Consider the following 13,713-nt stretch of genomic DNA (forward strand, 5'->3'; position numbering starts at 1 on the left):
AAATGAACCGGCACGCACGCCTGATCACACTGCTCGAGCTCATCACCTCGCAAGGGCATGCCGATGTCGACGACACCGCCAAACGGCTGGGTGTCTCCAGTGTCACGATCCGCCGGGACCTCAATTGCCTGCACGAACGCGGACTCGTGTGGCGCACGCACGGTGGGGCGGTCGACCGTTCGGGCGCACTCCGGGATGCAGGCAGCGGCCAGAGTTCGAGTAAGCAGCGCATTGCTCAGGCCGCCGCGGACATGGTCGCGGCCGGTGCCACCGTGGGTCTCAACGGCGGTACCACGACCCTCGAAGTTGCCCGCGCGATCGCGAGCAGGGCGTCGCGGATGCCCGAGGACCGTCGTCGCGTCACCATCGTCACCAACGCCATCGCCGTGGCCGCAGAGCCGACGGTCTGCGGGGGAGTGAAACTTGTGGTGACCGGTGGGATGGCACTGCCGGACTCGATGGAGTTGACCGGATCGGTCACCGGCGACACCCTGCGCCAGGTCGACCTCGACCTGGCGATACTCGGAGTCGATGCGTTCGGCGTCGATATCGGGGCGCGAACGCGCTGTGCAGCCGAATCCAGCATCGGCAGGCTGATGACGACTCGGGCTCGCCGAGTCGTCATCGTCGCCGAAAGCCCCAAACTTGTCGCCGAAGCTGCATCGTTGATCTGCCCGGCGAGTGCAGTCCACGATCTCATCACCGACCGTGGCGCACCTGCAGATCTGCTCCGCCGCTTCGTGGACATAGGCGTCGCTGTGTACGTGGTGTAGCCACGGCTGTTCCGCGACCTGCCCGACCCACTAGCCGTCGAGCGACAGGCCTGGTGGTGGTAACCGCGCGCGGCATGTAGCTGGCCGTCCCGCCATCCGGTTCGCGTGTGCGGTCAAGCCACCTGCTCGGGGGAAGCGGTGGCGGTCCCTCTGCTGCGGACCGTTCGCAGGTAGTCGGCGATCGCGTCTCGATTGCGGGTGAGGCAGTCGATGCGCTGGGTCAGGTGGTCGTGCTCGCGGTCCAGAATGGAGAGCATCTCCGGTGTCGGATCGTCGAAGTAGATGCTGTGGGGCTTGTCCAGACAGGGCAGGATCTGGCGGATGATCCGGGTCGGCAGTCCGGCGTCGAGCAGTCCTTTGATCTGCAGCACGCGGCCCACGTGGCCTTCCTCGTACTCGCGGTAACCGTTGAAGGAACGCCCGGGCGCGATCAGCTGCTGCTCCTCGTAGTAGCGAAGCAACCGCCGGGAGATGCCGGTGCGTTCTGCCAGCTCTCCGATTCTCATGGGGTCGAGCCTACGACGACGTGTCCGGCCCGTTCGACTTGACCTTCACATTGATGTGAAGGTCGCAGACTTCGCCAAGCGGCTCGAACCCAGCCGCGTGCACCTGCGAATCAAGGAGAACCTGCCATGGTTTCGATCGATGTCCCGACCTTTTATCAGGAATGGGCGGCACGCAGCGGTGGTGTCTTCGCTGCAGCCGCCGGGCAGGGGCCCGACACTCTGGACGACATCCGGCTCGCGTACCGGAAGTTCTTCCAGGACAGCTTTCCTGCACCGAACGGGGTCAGCTTCGTCCCGGTGGACGCTGATGGGGTGCCCGCCGAGTATGCGACCCCCGCGAATGCGGCCACCAGCCGTCACATGGTCTATCTGCATGGTGGCGCCTACCTGGTGGGGGACCCGCAGGGCTACCGCGGTTTGGTCGGCACTCTCGCCGAGCGTCTGCATGCCCGTGTTCTGGTGCCGGATTACCGGCTCGCGCCCGAGGCCGTGTTCCCCGCCGCCGTCGATGACGCGGTCGCGGCCTACCGCTGGCTGCTGGACCAGGGCGTCGCGCCGGGGAACGTCGTGTTCGCCGGTGACTCCGCCGGTGGCGCGATGGCGATCAGCGTTCTGGTCGCGGCCCGTGACCGTGGGCTTGCGATGCCGTCCGCGTCGATTGCCATCTCTCCTTGGGCGAACCTCGAACACACCGGGGCCACGATGCGCACACTGGACGGCATCGACCCTTCCGTCAGTCGTGCGGGGCTGCACAGCGCCGCAGACCTCGTTCTGGGCGGCACTCCGCGGAACAATCCGCTGGCCTCGCCGGTATTCGCCGACACCCGTGGATTGCCTCCGGTCCTGATCCAGATCGGCGGTCATGAGGTCATGCTCAGCGACGCCATCAGGCTGGCTACTAGGTTGGCGACCGACGCCGTCCCCACCCGTTTGGACATCGAACCGCAGATGGGGCACGTGTGGCATCTGCTCGCCGGCCATCTCCCGGCTGCGGACAAGGCGATCGCCGCCGCCGTCGCCTTCGCCGAGGAGCACCTTCACGCTGCATGACCCGCCTGCGGGAAGTAGGCCCGTGACGAGATGGATTCGTATCGGCGGTCGGCTTGGCCGCGGGCTCCCGCGTCGAAACCCTCTCCCAGGCCGGGCATTTCATGCACGAGCCCCATATTTCATGGCAGCGGTTTGTTGTAGATCATGAAGTCGCAGGGTGTGGCCAACAGCGGGGCAAGGTGCGGATAGTCGTCTTCGAGAGCACCGCGGCGGACGACGCGATAGCCGATGCGGGTGTACCACTCGGCAAGGAACTTCTTCGCCGGATGGGTCCAATCTCGCGGGACGAGAAGTTCCAATTGCATGGTGTGAGCACCGTTTTCGGCGCTGCGGCGTTCCGCGAACCGGACCAGCTCGCGCCCGATACCGGTACCACGCCGACCGGGTGCGGCGACCAGCATGCCGAACTCACCGAGCCCGTCGCCGAGCCGCTGAATCCGCACCGAGCCCACGAGCTGCCCATCCGGATCGCGGGCCACCGCGATCTCACCCGCCGCGACGAGATCCGTCACCTCCGTGTGCGTGGTGCGGGCGGCGCCGTCCACCCATATCCCCGCCTCGGCGACCTCGTACACCTGATTGATCAGCGCGGTCAGTTCGGCAACCAGCTGGTCGTCCGAAGCCGCTGCGCTCGGAAGCATATCGATGCGAATCACGGTACCTCCACATATGCGGGTGCGTCTGAGCGCACCTGGTCTTTTCACGTTTCTATAACCCGAGCGTCGGTCACGTTCACCGTCTCGGGGAACAAGTTCAAACCACGCCGCCACGGCATGGTCAAGCCGTGTCAGCAGCTGGCGTCGGCTGCTGCCTCGATTCGGGCGCCGATGAAGGTAGCCGGAGATGGAACCCCGTATATCCCTCGTCGGCGGCCTCACGACAGGCCGTCTGGTAGCCGGAACCCGATCCGGTGTAGACCATGCAAACCCGGGGTTTACCAGGAATATTGGCGCCGGTGTACCACGAGTTGGTGCTCGGTAGGAGTGTGCGTTCGGCCAGCTTGTTTGTGTGGGCGACCCATCGGTCCTGCGCGTGGCGTGTCGGCTCGATCGATACGGCATCGTGGTCGCGCAGATACGCGATGCAGTCGCTGATCCAGTCGACATGGTTCTCGATCGCGATCGGCGTGACCGAGAACGCGGCCGGACTCTGCGGCCCAGTGATCATGAACAGATTGGGGAAGTCGTGGGTCATGAGACCGAGGTAGGTCTGGGGGCCCGCCGACCATGCCTCGTTGAGGGTGAGTCCGGCGCGGCCGGTGATGCCCATTCGGAGCAGCGGACCGGTCATCGCGTCGAAACCGAGCGCGAAAATCATTGTGTCCAGCGAGTATTCGGTGTTCCCGATCTGGATGCCCCGCGCCGTGATTTCGGCGATGGGCTCCTTACCGACGTCGATGAGGTCGACGTGGTCGAGGTTGAATGTCTCGTAGTAGTTCGTCTCCAAGGGCGGGCGTTTGGTGCCATAGGCGTATCCGCGCGGAACGAGGAGTTCGGCGGTGTTCGGGTCGGTGACCCGCTCGCGAATCTTGGCTCGGATGAACTCGGCGGCGGTCTCGTTCGCTTCGCGGTCGCTCAGGATGTCGGAGAAGGAGCCGATGAAAAAGGCGAATCCGCCTTCGTTCCAACATTCTTCGTAGATGCGTTGGCGCTGTTCAGCGGTGGTCGCGAGCGCGGCGCCGTGTGCGCGGGCGTACGGGAGGCCGCCGAATGAGTCCCGCGAAGGCGCTCTGAGTTCCCGGTAGGAGGCCTTGATGCGGTCGCTTCTGGCCCGCGCCAACGGAATATTGCGCAGCGGCGTGGCGTAGTTCGCCGTCCGTTGGAAGACCGTGAGATGTGCTGCCTGTTCGGCCATCTCCGGAATGATCTGAATACCACTGGATCCCGTCCCGATCACGCCGACTCGCAGTCCGGTGAAGTCGATCTGCTCGTGGGGCCATCGGGCGGTGGAGTATATCGGGCCCGAAAACTGTTCCACGCCTGCGAAATCCGGTTCCTTGATCGCTGACAGGTTACCCACGGCCGAGATGAGGTAGCGCGCCCGTGTCCTCTCGCCGTCATTGGTCTCGATATCCCACCGATCGGTCGCCTCGTCATAGGTTGCGGCGGTGACCGCGGTGTCGAACTGGATATCTCGGCGCAGATCGAACCGGTCGGCCACGTGCTGTAGGTACCGCAGGATCTCCGATTGCCCCGCGAATCGCTCGCTCCAGGTCCACTCCTGCTGCAGTTCCTCGGAGAAAGAGTAAGAGTAGTGCCAGCTTTCGATATCACAGCGGGCGCCGGGGTACCGATTCCAATACCAGGTACCACCGACGTCGCCGGCGATATCGAAGACTTTGACCGTGAGACCGAGCGTATCCCGAAGACGATGCAGCGCATAGAGTCCGGCGAACCCTGCTCCGACAATGACGGCTTCGTACTCGATGCCCCAGCTCATATCACCGGTATTCATCGACATGCCCTGTCTCCTTTGCGTGTGACCAGCACTCCGGTCGTGTCGAGCGATCCCGAGATCCGATGCTCGGACGACAGTTTGGAGTGTGCCGCAGCGGCATGGTCAACCGAATCGGTGCTGTTCGGTGCCGGTCACCGACACCAACGCCGTGACCCGCTCGGGCCAGAGCGCGGCGATGATGTCGGCAGTTGATCGGCGTCGGTGTTGCCGCCGTCGGCCCACTCGGTGGTGGGTGTTCGAGTGCACGCGGGGTCACCGTTACCCGTATCGCCGTGGTGACTCAGGCGGGGGCCGTTGCGGCTCCGACGGCCGCCGCCATCCGAGCCAGCTCGATCGGATCGGATATGCCTTGGATGTCGCGGCGTGGGGTGTAGGGCGATTCCAACCGGGCTGCTTCGTCGTCGGTCAATGTGATCGACAGCGCCGCTATCGCGTCGTCGATGTGACGGGTGTCGAGCGCTCCCACGATCGGCGCGGCGACGACAGGATTGCGCCGCAACCAGGCCAGGGCGATCTGGGCGCGGCTGACACCACGCTCTGCCGCAATGGAACTTACCGCGTCGACGATCTCCCGATCGTTGTCCGCAGTGGCCGAGTAGAGGATGGCGGTAGCGGCCGCGTCGGCCTCGGAACGCGCGGTGCTCTCGCCCCACGGCCGAGCCAGACGACCACGCGCAAGAGGACTGTAGACCACTGTCTGGATGCCTTCGTCGACGCACAGCGGCAGCATCTCGCGCTCTTCCTCGCGGCCGATGAGGCTGTAGCTGTCCTGCATCGACACGAACCGCGCCCAGGCGTTGGCCCGCTGCAGATAAAGTGCCTTGCCGAACTCCCATGCCTTCATCGACGACGCTCCGAGGTAGCGCACTTTGCCCGCCTTCACCAGATCGTGCAGGGCCTCGAGCGTCTCCTCCCACGGTGTCACCGGGTCGGCGCGGTGGATCTGGTAGAGGTCGACATAGTCGGTACCGAGACGCGTCAGGCTATGGTTGATTTCGGCCATGATCGCCTTGCGCGACAAGCCGCTTCCGTTGGGACCCGAACGCATCGGCGCACGCACCTTGGTGGCGATGACCACGCTGTCACGATCGGCGAAATCCTGCAGCGCCTTGCCGAGGATCTCCTCACTGGCACCCTGCGAATACGTGTTGGCAGTGTCGAAGAAATTGATACCGGCTTCCAGCGCATGCTTGATCAGCGAGCGACTGGCCTCTTCGCCGAGTGACCATGTGGGGTAGCCGTGCGAGGGCTCCCCGAAGCCCATCCCGCCGAGGCAGATCGGGGAGATGTCCAAGCCGGTGCGACCGAGCTTCTGGTACTGCATATTCTCTTCCTTCGGATCGATACCGACGATTGCGCGTATGCCGAGTGGATCGGCAGAAGCCGACCGGCATCAGAAAACTAGGAGTGACTCGACGAGAACACCCGTCGAGCGGTGGATACGTGGGAGCGCCAGTCTTCGACAGAAATGAATACGGGCACTGTCATTCCAGTCCTTCCGGTTGATAACCGTCGGATGTCATGACACACCCAGCCGCAACGGCATAGTCAACATCTGCCCCGAATGTTCCACGTCATCTCCACTGGCTGGACGGTGCCCGAGTACGTCCGGCCTACACCACCGCCCTGAAAGAGTTTGCCGCCGAACTCGGCACTACCCCCGGGCTCATCAACTACCAGCACCGTCGCGATGCCCTCCGCACCTGGAGCCTGCACCAGGACACCTGGGCTGAGATCATCAATCGGCTACCACCCGTCCCAGGACATATTCAGCCCACCCTCGACGATCGCAATCGACAGGAAGCCTCCGCATTCGTCAGGGCCTGCGTCACTCGAGGGGCACTCCGTTTCGCATCCATGGTCAAGCCATTACGAGAAGTGAGGACTGCTGTCAGCAATCCTGAACTACCAACAGCGAGAAGGAAATCATATCTGACCTGGCGATATGACAATTCTCGATTACCCGCGACAACCGAATAGGTGTTCGACTTGAGACGACGTCGGAAGGCTTAGTTGGGACTTAGTTGGGGCCAGCCCCGCCACCCCTTTCTGCGTATCGAAAGCACGACACGTCGGTGTTCAATTGGAGGCGTCAAGAAATAGCGACGTGCCGCTTTCGTCGCCGTGCCGACATCGGCGATGAGTGGTTCAGTATCAATCCGAGGAGCGCCGTGGCAGGCGCATGGTTCTGGTCAGAAGCGTGTCCATGGTTCGGGTCGGCAGCAGTCGCTTCAGCGCGAGAGCTATTCGTGCGTCGGTACCGACGAGGTAGCGCGGTCGGGGACGGCGCGCGGTGAGCACTCGCTCGACGACGGTGGCAATCCGCTCTGGCGCGCCGGCCCCGGCCTCTACCTTTTTGTTGAACTGAGTGGCGGCATCCATGGCCTGGCCGTACCGGCGCTCTGCCGCCTCTCCCATGATCGCGCGGTCTGTCTGCACCGTTGCCTCGGTTTTGGCCCGGTTCCGCGATTTGAAGCTACCGGGGTTGACCACGACGACGGGTACACCCCATGGCGCCAGTTCCTGACGCAGCACGTCCGCGATCGCTTCAACGGCGAACTTCGAGGCGCTGTAGGCGCCGAGGAGGGGTGCCGCGACGAGACCGGCGGTCGAACTGATCATGACGATGCGTCCGCGTCCAGCCCTGATCGCCGGCAAGAACGCCTGGGTCACGGCGAGGACCCCGACAACGTTGATCTCCAGCTGCTCGCGCAAGCGATCGAGCGGTATGTGCTCCATGGGTCCGGAAAAGGTGACTCCAGCGTTGTTGATCAAGCCGCTCAGCGGCCCGACATCCTTCGCCGCCGCAGCCAGCTGTGCGGCGTCTGTGACGTCCAGCGCTACCGGCCGGATGCGCGGGTGGGCTGGCGCGTCGGCAATTCGCCGCACTCCAGCCACAACCTCATGCCCGCCCTCAGCAAGTCTGACGGCAATCGCTCGACCGATGCCGCTGGAGGCACCCGTGACGAGGAATCTCATTTTTGACCTCTAGTTCGATATGCGTGTCCGTCGCCGGTGGCGCAGCGGTAGGTGGGCAGTCGGCGCCTGTCGAGCAGTTCCTTCGCTGTGAGCCGGGAGCCGTCGTCCTCGTCGCGGTCCAGGACTATCGGATCGTGCTGCATCGACGCGGCCTCCTTACCTGAGCAGTAACCGGTCACCGCACTCGCGCGCCGGATACTCGACAGTTCAGACCGTGCCGCCACGGCACGGTCAAGTCGCCATCAGACGGCTGCGTCTTGCGAGGAGGCCGGGAAAGCTGTCAGCGTGGACAGCGTCGTCGCCACCATCCACCGCATCATCAGTGGCACCGCCTCACGCGTCCAGCCGCACCCGGGCCGCTCACGACCCGAAACCCCCTGCGGACCGAACTGCTGGGAGCGTGCCCCGAGCGCTCCAGCCATAGACCGTGATCTTGCTGGTGAGGGAGCGGCTGAACGTAACCTCATCGGCATGTGCGTGCACTTCCGTTGGCTGCGCCGCCGAGCGGTCAGCGGCATGTCCGCGTGTTCGATGACAGCGGCCCGCGTGGCGTTGGCGCGGGCACCGGTTGCGTAACACTAGCGATCTGCGAGAACGCCGGGCGGCCGGTGGTGTCTTGTGAACGTTCGGGTCCCGCCCGATGGTGTCGGCGCGCACGGTGCGTTAGAGACTCTGGCCGCCGTTGAGCTCGATCAGACCTCCGGTCGCCCAGCCGAATTCGGCGGAGAGCAGGGCAGGCACGGCCGCGGCGAGATCGTTCGCGGTTCCCATCCTGCCGAGCGCGATGGATTGGACGGCCAGTTCCCGTACGTGCTCGGTGCGCATGATGCCGCCGCCGAAATCACCGTCGGTGGCGCCGCCCTGGAGGGTGTTCACGCGGATTCCGCGCTCGGCCAGTTCGACCGCCAGATATCTGGTCAGCACCTCCACCGCCCCTTTAGTTGCCGCGTAGGCGGATCCGGTGGGGACGACGCGTTTGGTCAGCGCGGTGGACAGGTTCAAGATGCGGCCTCCGTCGTTGAGTAGCGGCAGCAGGTGCTGGGTGAGGAAGTAGGGCGCTTTCAGGTTCACAGCCACCAGCTCGTCGAATTGCTCCTCGGTCGTCGTGGCGAACGGCGTGAAATATCCGATGCCTGCGTTGTTGATCAGATAGTCGAACCGATGGGCGCCCCAGTCGGACAGCACGCCCGAAACGCTCTGTGCGAAGGCGGGAATCAGGTCGTGGCGCGCGGCGTCGAAATGTAGAAAGGTGAGCTTGCCGCCGTTTCCCTCGACCTCGGCCGTCAACTTCGTCGCTTCGTCGGCGCCGCGGTGGTACGTGCCGATGACCGATATCCCGGCTTGGGTCAGGTGGGTTGTCATGCTGCGGCCAAAGCCTCGGCTTGCCCCGGTGATCAGGGCGATCTTCGAATGGTTCACAGCTGTATCGTGTGCGGGCTGCTGCGTGCGTGCCACAACGTGTCCACTCAACGGCCACTGGAGGATTCGCCGGTTCTGGTATTGCGTGCGGTGAGTCCTTCGATCATGTTGGCTGCTCGCTGGACGTGTGCGGCGAAGTTTTCCGCCCGTACCCGGGTGGAAGTCGCGATCTGCAGTGCGGCTCGCTGTCCGTGGGGCAGGGTCAGTCGCCGTGCGTAACAGCTGAGTCCCTCGAGCAGGTCTTCGTCGTCCACGGCGGCGTCGAACGGCCGGAGGCGGTGTGGCTGTTGGTGTTTCGGGTCGAGGACCAGGGCTGCGGCGGTGAGGTCGGGCATTTCGATGCCTGTGTAGGCGTCGATGGGCAGGGTCTCGCGGCCGGGGATCATTTCGATTGCCACCAGTGAGGTCCGGGCCGGGACGACGAGGGAGACGGTGGCGCCGGTCTGGTCCCGCAGTGTCTGGATGATCCGGTTGAGGTCGGTGCGGTGAGTCGCGAATGGCTGTGCGTGTCCGGTGATTTCGAGTAGGTGCGGCGAGACCGTCCATCGGCCGTCGGGACGGAGGTCGACTGCTTTGTTGCGGTGTAGTTGGTGTAGCAGGCGGTGGACGGTCGAGCGGGGGATCGAGGTGAGTTCGGCGAGGCTCGACATTTGCCGGTGCTCGTCCGCATCCGGCAGCGCGCGGAGTATGCGAAAACCGCTTTCGAGCACCTCGCGCCCACGCCCGTCGTCAACTGTCATCATCGCTCCGTTCCCGCTCGGCCTGTGGCTGCTACCGTCCCGCCTGCGACTGCGCGGCATGCCACAGCCCGCGACTCTCGGTGAACCGCACTGGTACCTGCCAGCAGACACCTTGCCGCGACGGCACACTCAACTCTGGTGTTGGCGCGAGCGGGCTCAGCCCGTTCGACTTGTGCATCCGGCCAGTATTCGGTCAGCCGAGTCGCTCGGCGTTGCTTTGCGTTCGCTGCCTGCGGTAATCACCCTCATGAGCAGACGGCTGACCCGGACCTCCGCTTGCCGGACACTGGCACCGGCGGCATGAGAGTCCGTGAGCGGCGGGGCGTCCCCCGGCGTCACGCGGGTTCCAGTTTGACGAATCCCTGGCCGGTGTTGCGCTGGAACGGGGCACCGGCGCCGTAGAAGTGTCGGCAGAAGCCGGGAAAGCTGTTGTAAGCCCAGACCGAGGACGGCACGTCGAGGATGGCCGGGGCGTCGATGAAGATCGGCATCTCGATCGCCATATATTCCAGCCCGTAGTCGATGTGGCGCGCGGTGGGTTCCTGCTCGTCTTTGCGATGGTGGCAGATCACAGTGCCGATCATCTGCATACAGGTGCGGAAGAAGTCGGCGTCGTCGAGCAGGTTCCCGAAATGCCTGCGGGCCGCGATGTATCCAGGATCGTCCCGGAATCGGCGCAGTAATGGACCGGCACCGCGTCGGGATCGGTCCGCGCGGCCTGCAGGGCTCGGCGGATCCGGTTACGGAACTGCGCGGTGTCGCGTTCGGCACGGTCGGTGGCGCGTTTGCCGTCGTACCCGCGCGCAAGATACGTCAATCCGCCCTGCTCCACATCGGTGGTGATCACCGCGATGCGGTCGGTGTGCCGCCGGGCCCACCGGATGGCCGCGGCGATGTTGCGCTGGGAGAAGAACGCGTTGCACGGTGACACACCCAGCAGGATGTGGTCACCACGGTGCAGGATCTGTGCACACCGACCGGAGTACGGGACAGCGCGCAGTGCACGGGTGATCTCGGCGGTACCCCTGTTGTTCACCGCCGCCCACGGCATCCGTGCGGATTCGTTTCGAATGTCGACCCCGGACGTGCCCAGGACTATCGGGTCGTGCTGCATCGACGCAGCCTCCTCATACGAGCAATAAACCGATCACGGCACCTCCGTGCCGAACGCCCGACAGTCCAGCCCCTGCCGCCACGGCAAGGTCAAGTCGGAATCGGATCGGCGAGCTCACCGGCCCGCGAGCCCTGGCAACTCCAGCCAGAGATCGTGATCTTGCAAGTGGGGAGCTGGCCGGGACGTCCGCTCGTCAGGCCATTTCCGCGCGAAGGTGCGTTCCACGGCATCGAGTGAGGCTTCGGACGGCAGCGGATGGTCGGGGTCCAGAAGCGGTGGTCCGTCGATGCCCCCTGCTCCAGTCATGTCGTTCACCGCCACTCCCGCTGCGGGGAATTGACAACCGCCAACCGGCGGTCTGCCGATCGGTGTGCAGCTGGTGGCGGCCCCGGCCGTGAGGACTTGTTGCTGCGGGTCGCCACGCAATTGGAGACTGCGGCGCCGTGGCGGGACCGCGATCCGGTGCTGTAGCCCCGGATCAGGCCAGAACCAGGACCAGCTTTGTCCGACCAACACCCCCGGGCACCCGGTCCACGGAAGAGTCTGCCCCAGAACGTGTTCGAGGCTCATGGCCGGTTAACAGTGTGGTCGGGCAGGAGACCCCCGCGCGACAATCAGCAGCCTTGCGCAAGGGTCGCGGGCTTGGCCGTCCCGAACCTCCGGCGATCGATATTGCTGGACGTTCTGCGCCGCAGTCGATTTCGCTGATCGAAATCGTTCGACCAGCAGCAAATGGTGACGCTCAGCGGAGCTGAAAACCTACCCCGGAAAAGTGAATTCGCATCTGGTGTTGACCGCGCCGTCGCGGCACGGTGTTTCCTCGAATCGAAGCGAACGACACTGTTAGGTAGGTTTATTCGTGGCCGCAGTCGAGGTCCGGCGCGTGATGGCCGGTGACCCGCAGCAAGTGTATGAACTCATCGCCGACGTGACCCGGATGAACGAGTGGAGCCCGGAGTCGGCGGGAGCGCAGTGGCTCACCGGCGATCCGGGCGCCGTCGGATCGACCTTCCGCGGGGACAACCGGCGCCCGTGGATCAGGTGGAGCACGATCTGCACGGTCACGGCGGCCGACCCGGGAAAACGCTTCGCCTTCGCCGTCCGGGCCTCCGGTCGGCCGGTCGCGACGTGGGAGTACGAGATCACGGCGCGACCCGGTTGGTGTGAGGTCGTCGAGCGGACCGTCGACCAGCGCAGCTTGTTCCTCAAGATGTTCTCGGTGCTCACCACCGTCCACGGACGTCGTTCGATGCGCAACCGGCGGACGATGGAACAGACCCTGACCGCGTTGGCGCGGTTCATGGAACGCTGACCCGAATAACACCGCAAGGTGCCACGACATGTGCGGCAAGTAGCTAGTCGTCGCTCATCGGCACCTTCGTGCGTTGAGAAACCTTGCCCGGTCACTAGTCTGGATGACTAAGCTACTCAGGCGAGTGGCTATTGACGCTCTTTCGTCGGCCCGGAGTGTTCGCGGGCTACTGGAATGAGCAGCCTGGATTCGGGACGTCCCGGGACGGCGGGGCGCCGACCGGCAAGGTGTACAGGACGTCGAGCACGACCGGTTGGCTGCCTTGATTCCTGCCGATGTGGATGTACCCCGGTCCGCTGGGCTCGATGATCGTGTGGCCTGGTCCGTGGGTTCCGTCGACAGTGCAACTCGAATCGTAATGGCTCAGTATGCCGTTGCGCACGACGGCGTACAGCGGGCCGTCGTGATAGTGCCATCCGGTGGTCGCGCCGGGCTGCAGTGTCAGCTCGCGCAGGATGTAGTGCGTGCCGGCGACGGTGGTTTCGGCCAGCGTCGTCGCTTCGACCCCGGTGGTCGGTGTGGCGCTTGCGACGGGCGCGGCGAGCAGGCATACGGCGATAGCGCAGGCGCCGATGACGAGCTGTCGTGCAATGGATTTCATGAATCTCTTTCTCGATGATCGGAATCGCGTTCGCGCGCTTCTCCGGTTTCGGTGCGCCGGACGCAGTGCTTGGTACGTCACGGCACGTGAGTGCCGGGCGCCTGGCAGTCCAGTCCATGCCGCTGCGGCACAGTCAAGTTGGACGATGCGGCGCAGGGTTGCCGGGCGCGGATTGGGTCATCTGTCGGCCGAGCTTCTCTGATGACGCGTGACAGCTGAATCGGTGACCCCGCGCGTCAGGATGGGTCACCGCTCACGTCTTTTCGTGTCGATAGGGAAGGAATTTTCCGCTCAATCCGGCTCCCCACTCGACACAATGCAGAACATGAATCCTGACTACTGCATCGATGTCCCGCGCGGCTTCGACGACTCCAACGAAGACTCCCAGGTTCACCCCATAGCCTGCCGACAGTTCTCTGCCGACACCGCCGCAGAAGTGTTCGGGAAGGCGCAGCAGTGGATCAGTCAGCACAATGTCTTCCTGATAGACGTCTCGTGGACCTGGGCATACCGTGAGCCGGAGCCGTTCATGCTGGCCGTCTACTTCAACTTCGAGGACGCGGAAGAGGAGCCCGCCTTGGCCTGACTGCATGAGTTGGGTGGGTCAGCGAGAAAGAGGTGATGACCCGACGTTCGGCACCGTGGTCAAGGGAGATGAGGCCGGTGGCAACGTCTTGACCGAGGTGGGCGGTTCGGATCTGAATAGGACCGCCAACAGGCCAGCCACGACCAGCGCAACCGCCGCTACTCCAGCGGCGGACC

12 protein-coding genes and 1 pseudogene are annotated in these 13,713 nt (G+C 64.5%); 4 read left to right on the plus strand and 9 right to left on the minus strand.

Going from position 1 to position 13,713, the window contains the following annotated elements; translation table 11 throughout:
* The first annotated feature begins 2 nt into the window (after positions 1-2).
* On the plus strand, positions 3-773 hold the full coding sequence (locus ABZ942_RS38430; RefSeq protein WP_357391054.1) for a DeoR/GlpR family DNA-binding transcription regulator: 771 nt from the start codon (positions 3-5) through the stop codon (positions 771-773).
* Positions 774-886: 113 nt separating this feature from the next.
* Here ABZ942_RS38430 and ABZ942_RS38435 read toward each other — a convergent pair whose 3' ends face one another.
* The gene (locus ABZ942_RS38435) at positions 887-1,279 is read right to left on the minus strand and encodes a MerR family transcriptional regulator (RefSeq protein ID WP_357391056.1); all 393 of its coding nucleotides are present in this window, start codon (positions 1,277-1,279) and stop codon (positions 887-889) included.
* Between the two features lie 126 nt (positions 1,280-1,405).
* Here ABZ942_RS38435 and ABZ942_RS38440 point away from each other — a divergent pair, with 126 nt between their 5' ends.
* Positions 1,406-2,329: an alpha/beta hydrolase gene (locus tag ABZ942_RS38440; protein ID WP_357391058.1), complete on the plus strand. Its 924-nt coding sequence runs from the start codon at positions 1,406-1,408 to the stop codon at positions 2,327-2,329.
* A 119-nt stretch (positions 2,330-2,448) separates the two neighbouring features.
* On the opposite strand, the gene ABZ942_RS38445 is transcribed toward ABZ942_RS38440, so the two are convergent.
* The 7 genes and pseudogenes from ABZ942_RS38445 to ABZ942_RS38475 all read right to left on the minus strand — a co-directional run bounded on the left by ABZ942_RS38445 (position 2,449) and on the right by ABZ942_RS38475 (position 11,038).
* Positions 2,449-2,985, minus strand: a complete 537-nt coding sequence (locus ABZ942_RS38445) for a GNAT family N-acetyltransferase (RefSeq protein WP_357391060.1) — start codon at positions 2,983-2,985, stop codon at positions 2,449-2,451.
* Positions 2,986-3,106: 121 nt separating this feature from the next.
* Complete coding sequence (locus ABZ942_RS38450) at positions 3,107-4,789, minus strand: NAD(P)/FAD-dependent oxidoreductase (protein WP_357391062.1); 1,683 nt, start codon at positions 4,787-4,789, stop codon at positions 3,107-3,109.
* A gap of 277 nt (positions 4,790-5,066) precedes the next feature.
* Positions 5,067-6,110: an aldo/keto reductase gene (locus tag ABZ942_RS38455; RefSeq protein WP_357391063.1), complete on the minus strand. Its 1,044-nt coding sequence runs from the start codon at positions 6,108-6,110 to the stop codon at positions 5,067-5,069.
* Between the two features lie 830 nt (positions 6,111-6,940).
* Positions 6,941-7,765, minus strand: coding sequence for an SDR family NAD(P)-dependent oxidoreductase (locus tag ABZ942_RS38460; protein WP_357391064.1), 825 nt, complete (start codon positions 7,763-7,765; stop codon positions 6,941-6,943).
* A 663-nt stretch (positions 7,766-8,428) separates the two neighbouring features.
* Positions 8,429-9,184 carry an SDR family oxidoreductase gene (locus ABZ942_RS38465; protein WP_357391066.1) on the minus strand — a complete coding sequence of 252 codons (756 nt, stop codon included), beginning with the start codon at positions 9,182-9,184 and terminating at the stop codon, positions 8,429-8,431.
* Between the two features lie 47 nt (positions 9,185-9,231).
* On the minus strand, positions 9,232-9,924 hold the full coding sequence (locus ABZ942_RS38470; RefSeq protein WP_357391068.1) for a helix-turn-helix domain-containing protein: 693 nt from the start codon (positions 9,922-9,924) through the stop codon (positions 9,232-9,234).
* A 335-nt stretch (positions 9,925-10,259) separates the two neighbouring features.
* Positions 10,260-11,038 (minus strand): annotated as a pseudogene (locus tag ABZ942_RS38475) (tRNA-dependent cyclodipeptide synthase).
* An 859-nt stretch (positions 11,039-11,897) separates the two neighbouring features.
* Here ABZ942_RS38475 and ABZ942_RS38480 point away from each other — a divergent pair.
* Positions 11,898-12,350 (plus strand): SRPBCC family protein, encoded by a 453-nt coding sequence (locus ABZ942_RS38480; protein ID WP_357391070.1) that lies wholly within the window; start codon positions 11,898-11,900, stop codon positions 12,348-12,350.
* A gap of 166 nt (positions 12,351-12,516) precedes the next feature.
* Here ABZ942_RS38480 and ABZ942_RS38485 read toward each other — a convergent pair whose 3' ends face one another.
* The gene (locus ABZ942_RS38485) at positions 12,517-12,951 is read right to left on the minus strand and encodes a cupin (RefSeq protein ID WP_357391071.1); all 435 of its coding nucleotides are present in this window, start codon (positions 12,949-12,951) and stop codon (positions 12,517-12,519) included.
* 325 nt (positions 12,952-13,276) lie between these two features.
* On the opposite strand from ABZ942_RS38485, the gene ABZ942_RS38490 reads away from it, so the two are divergent.
* Positions 13,277-13,537, plus strand: a complete 261-nt coding sequence (locus tag ABZ942_RS38490) for a hypothetical protein (RefSeq protein ID WP_357391073.1) — start codon at positions 13,277-13,279, stop codon at positions 13,535-13,537.
* The last annotated feature ends 176 nt before the right edge of the window (positions 13,538-13,713 follow it).

It is taken from the genome of Nocardia sp. NPDC046473, from assembly GCF_040645995.1.
Classification (GTDB): Bacteria; Actinomycetota; Actinomycetes; order Mycobacteriales; family Mycobacteriaceae; genus Nocardia.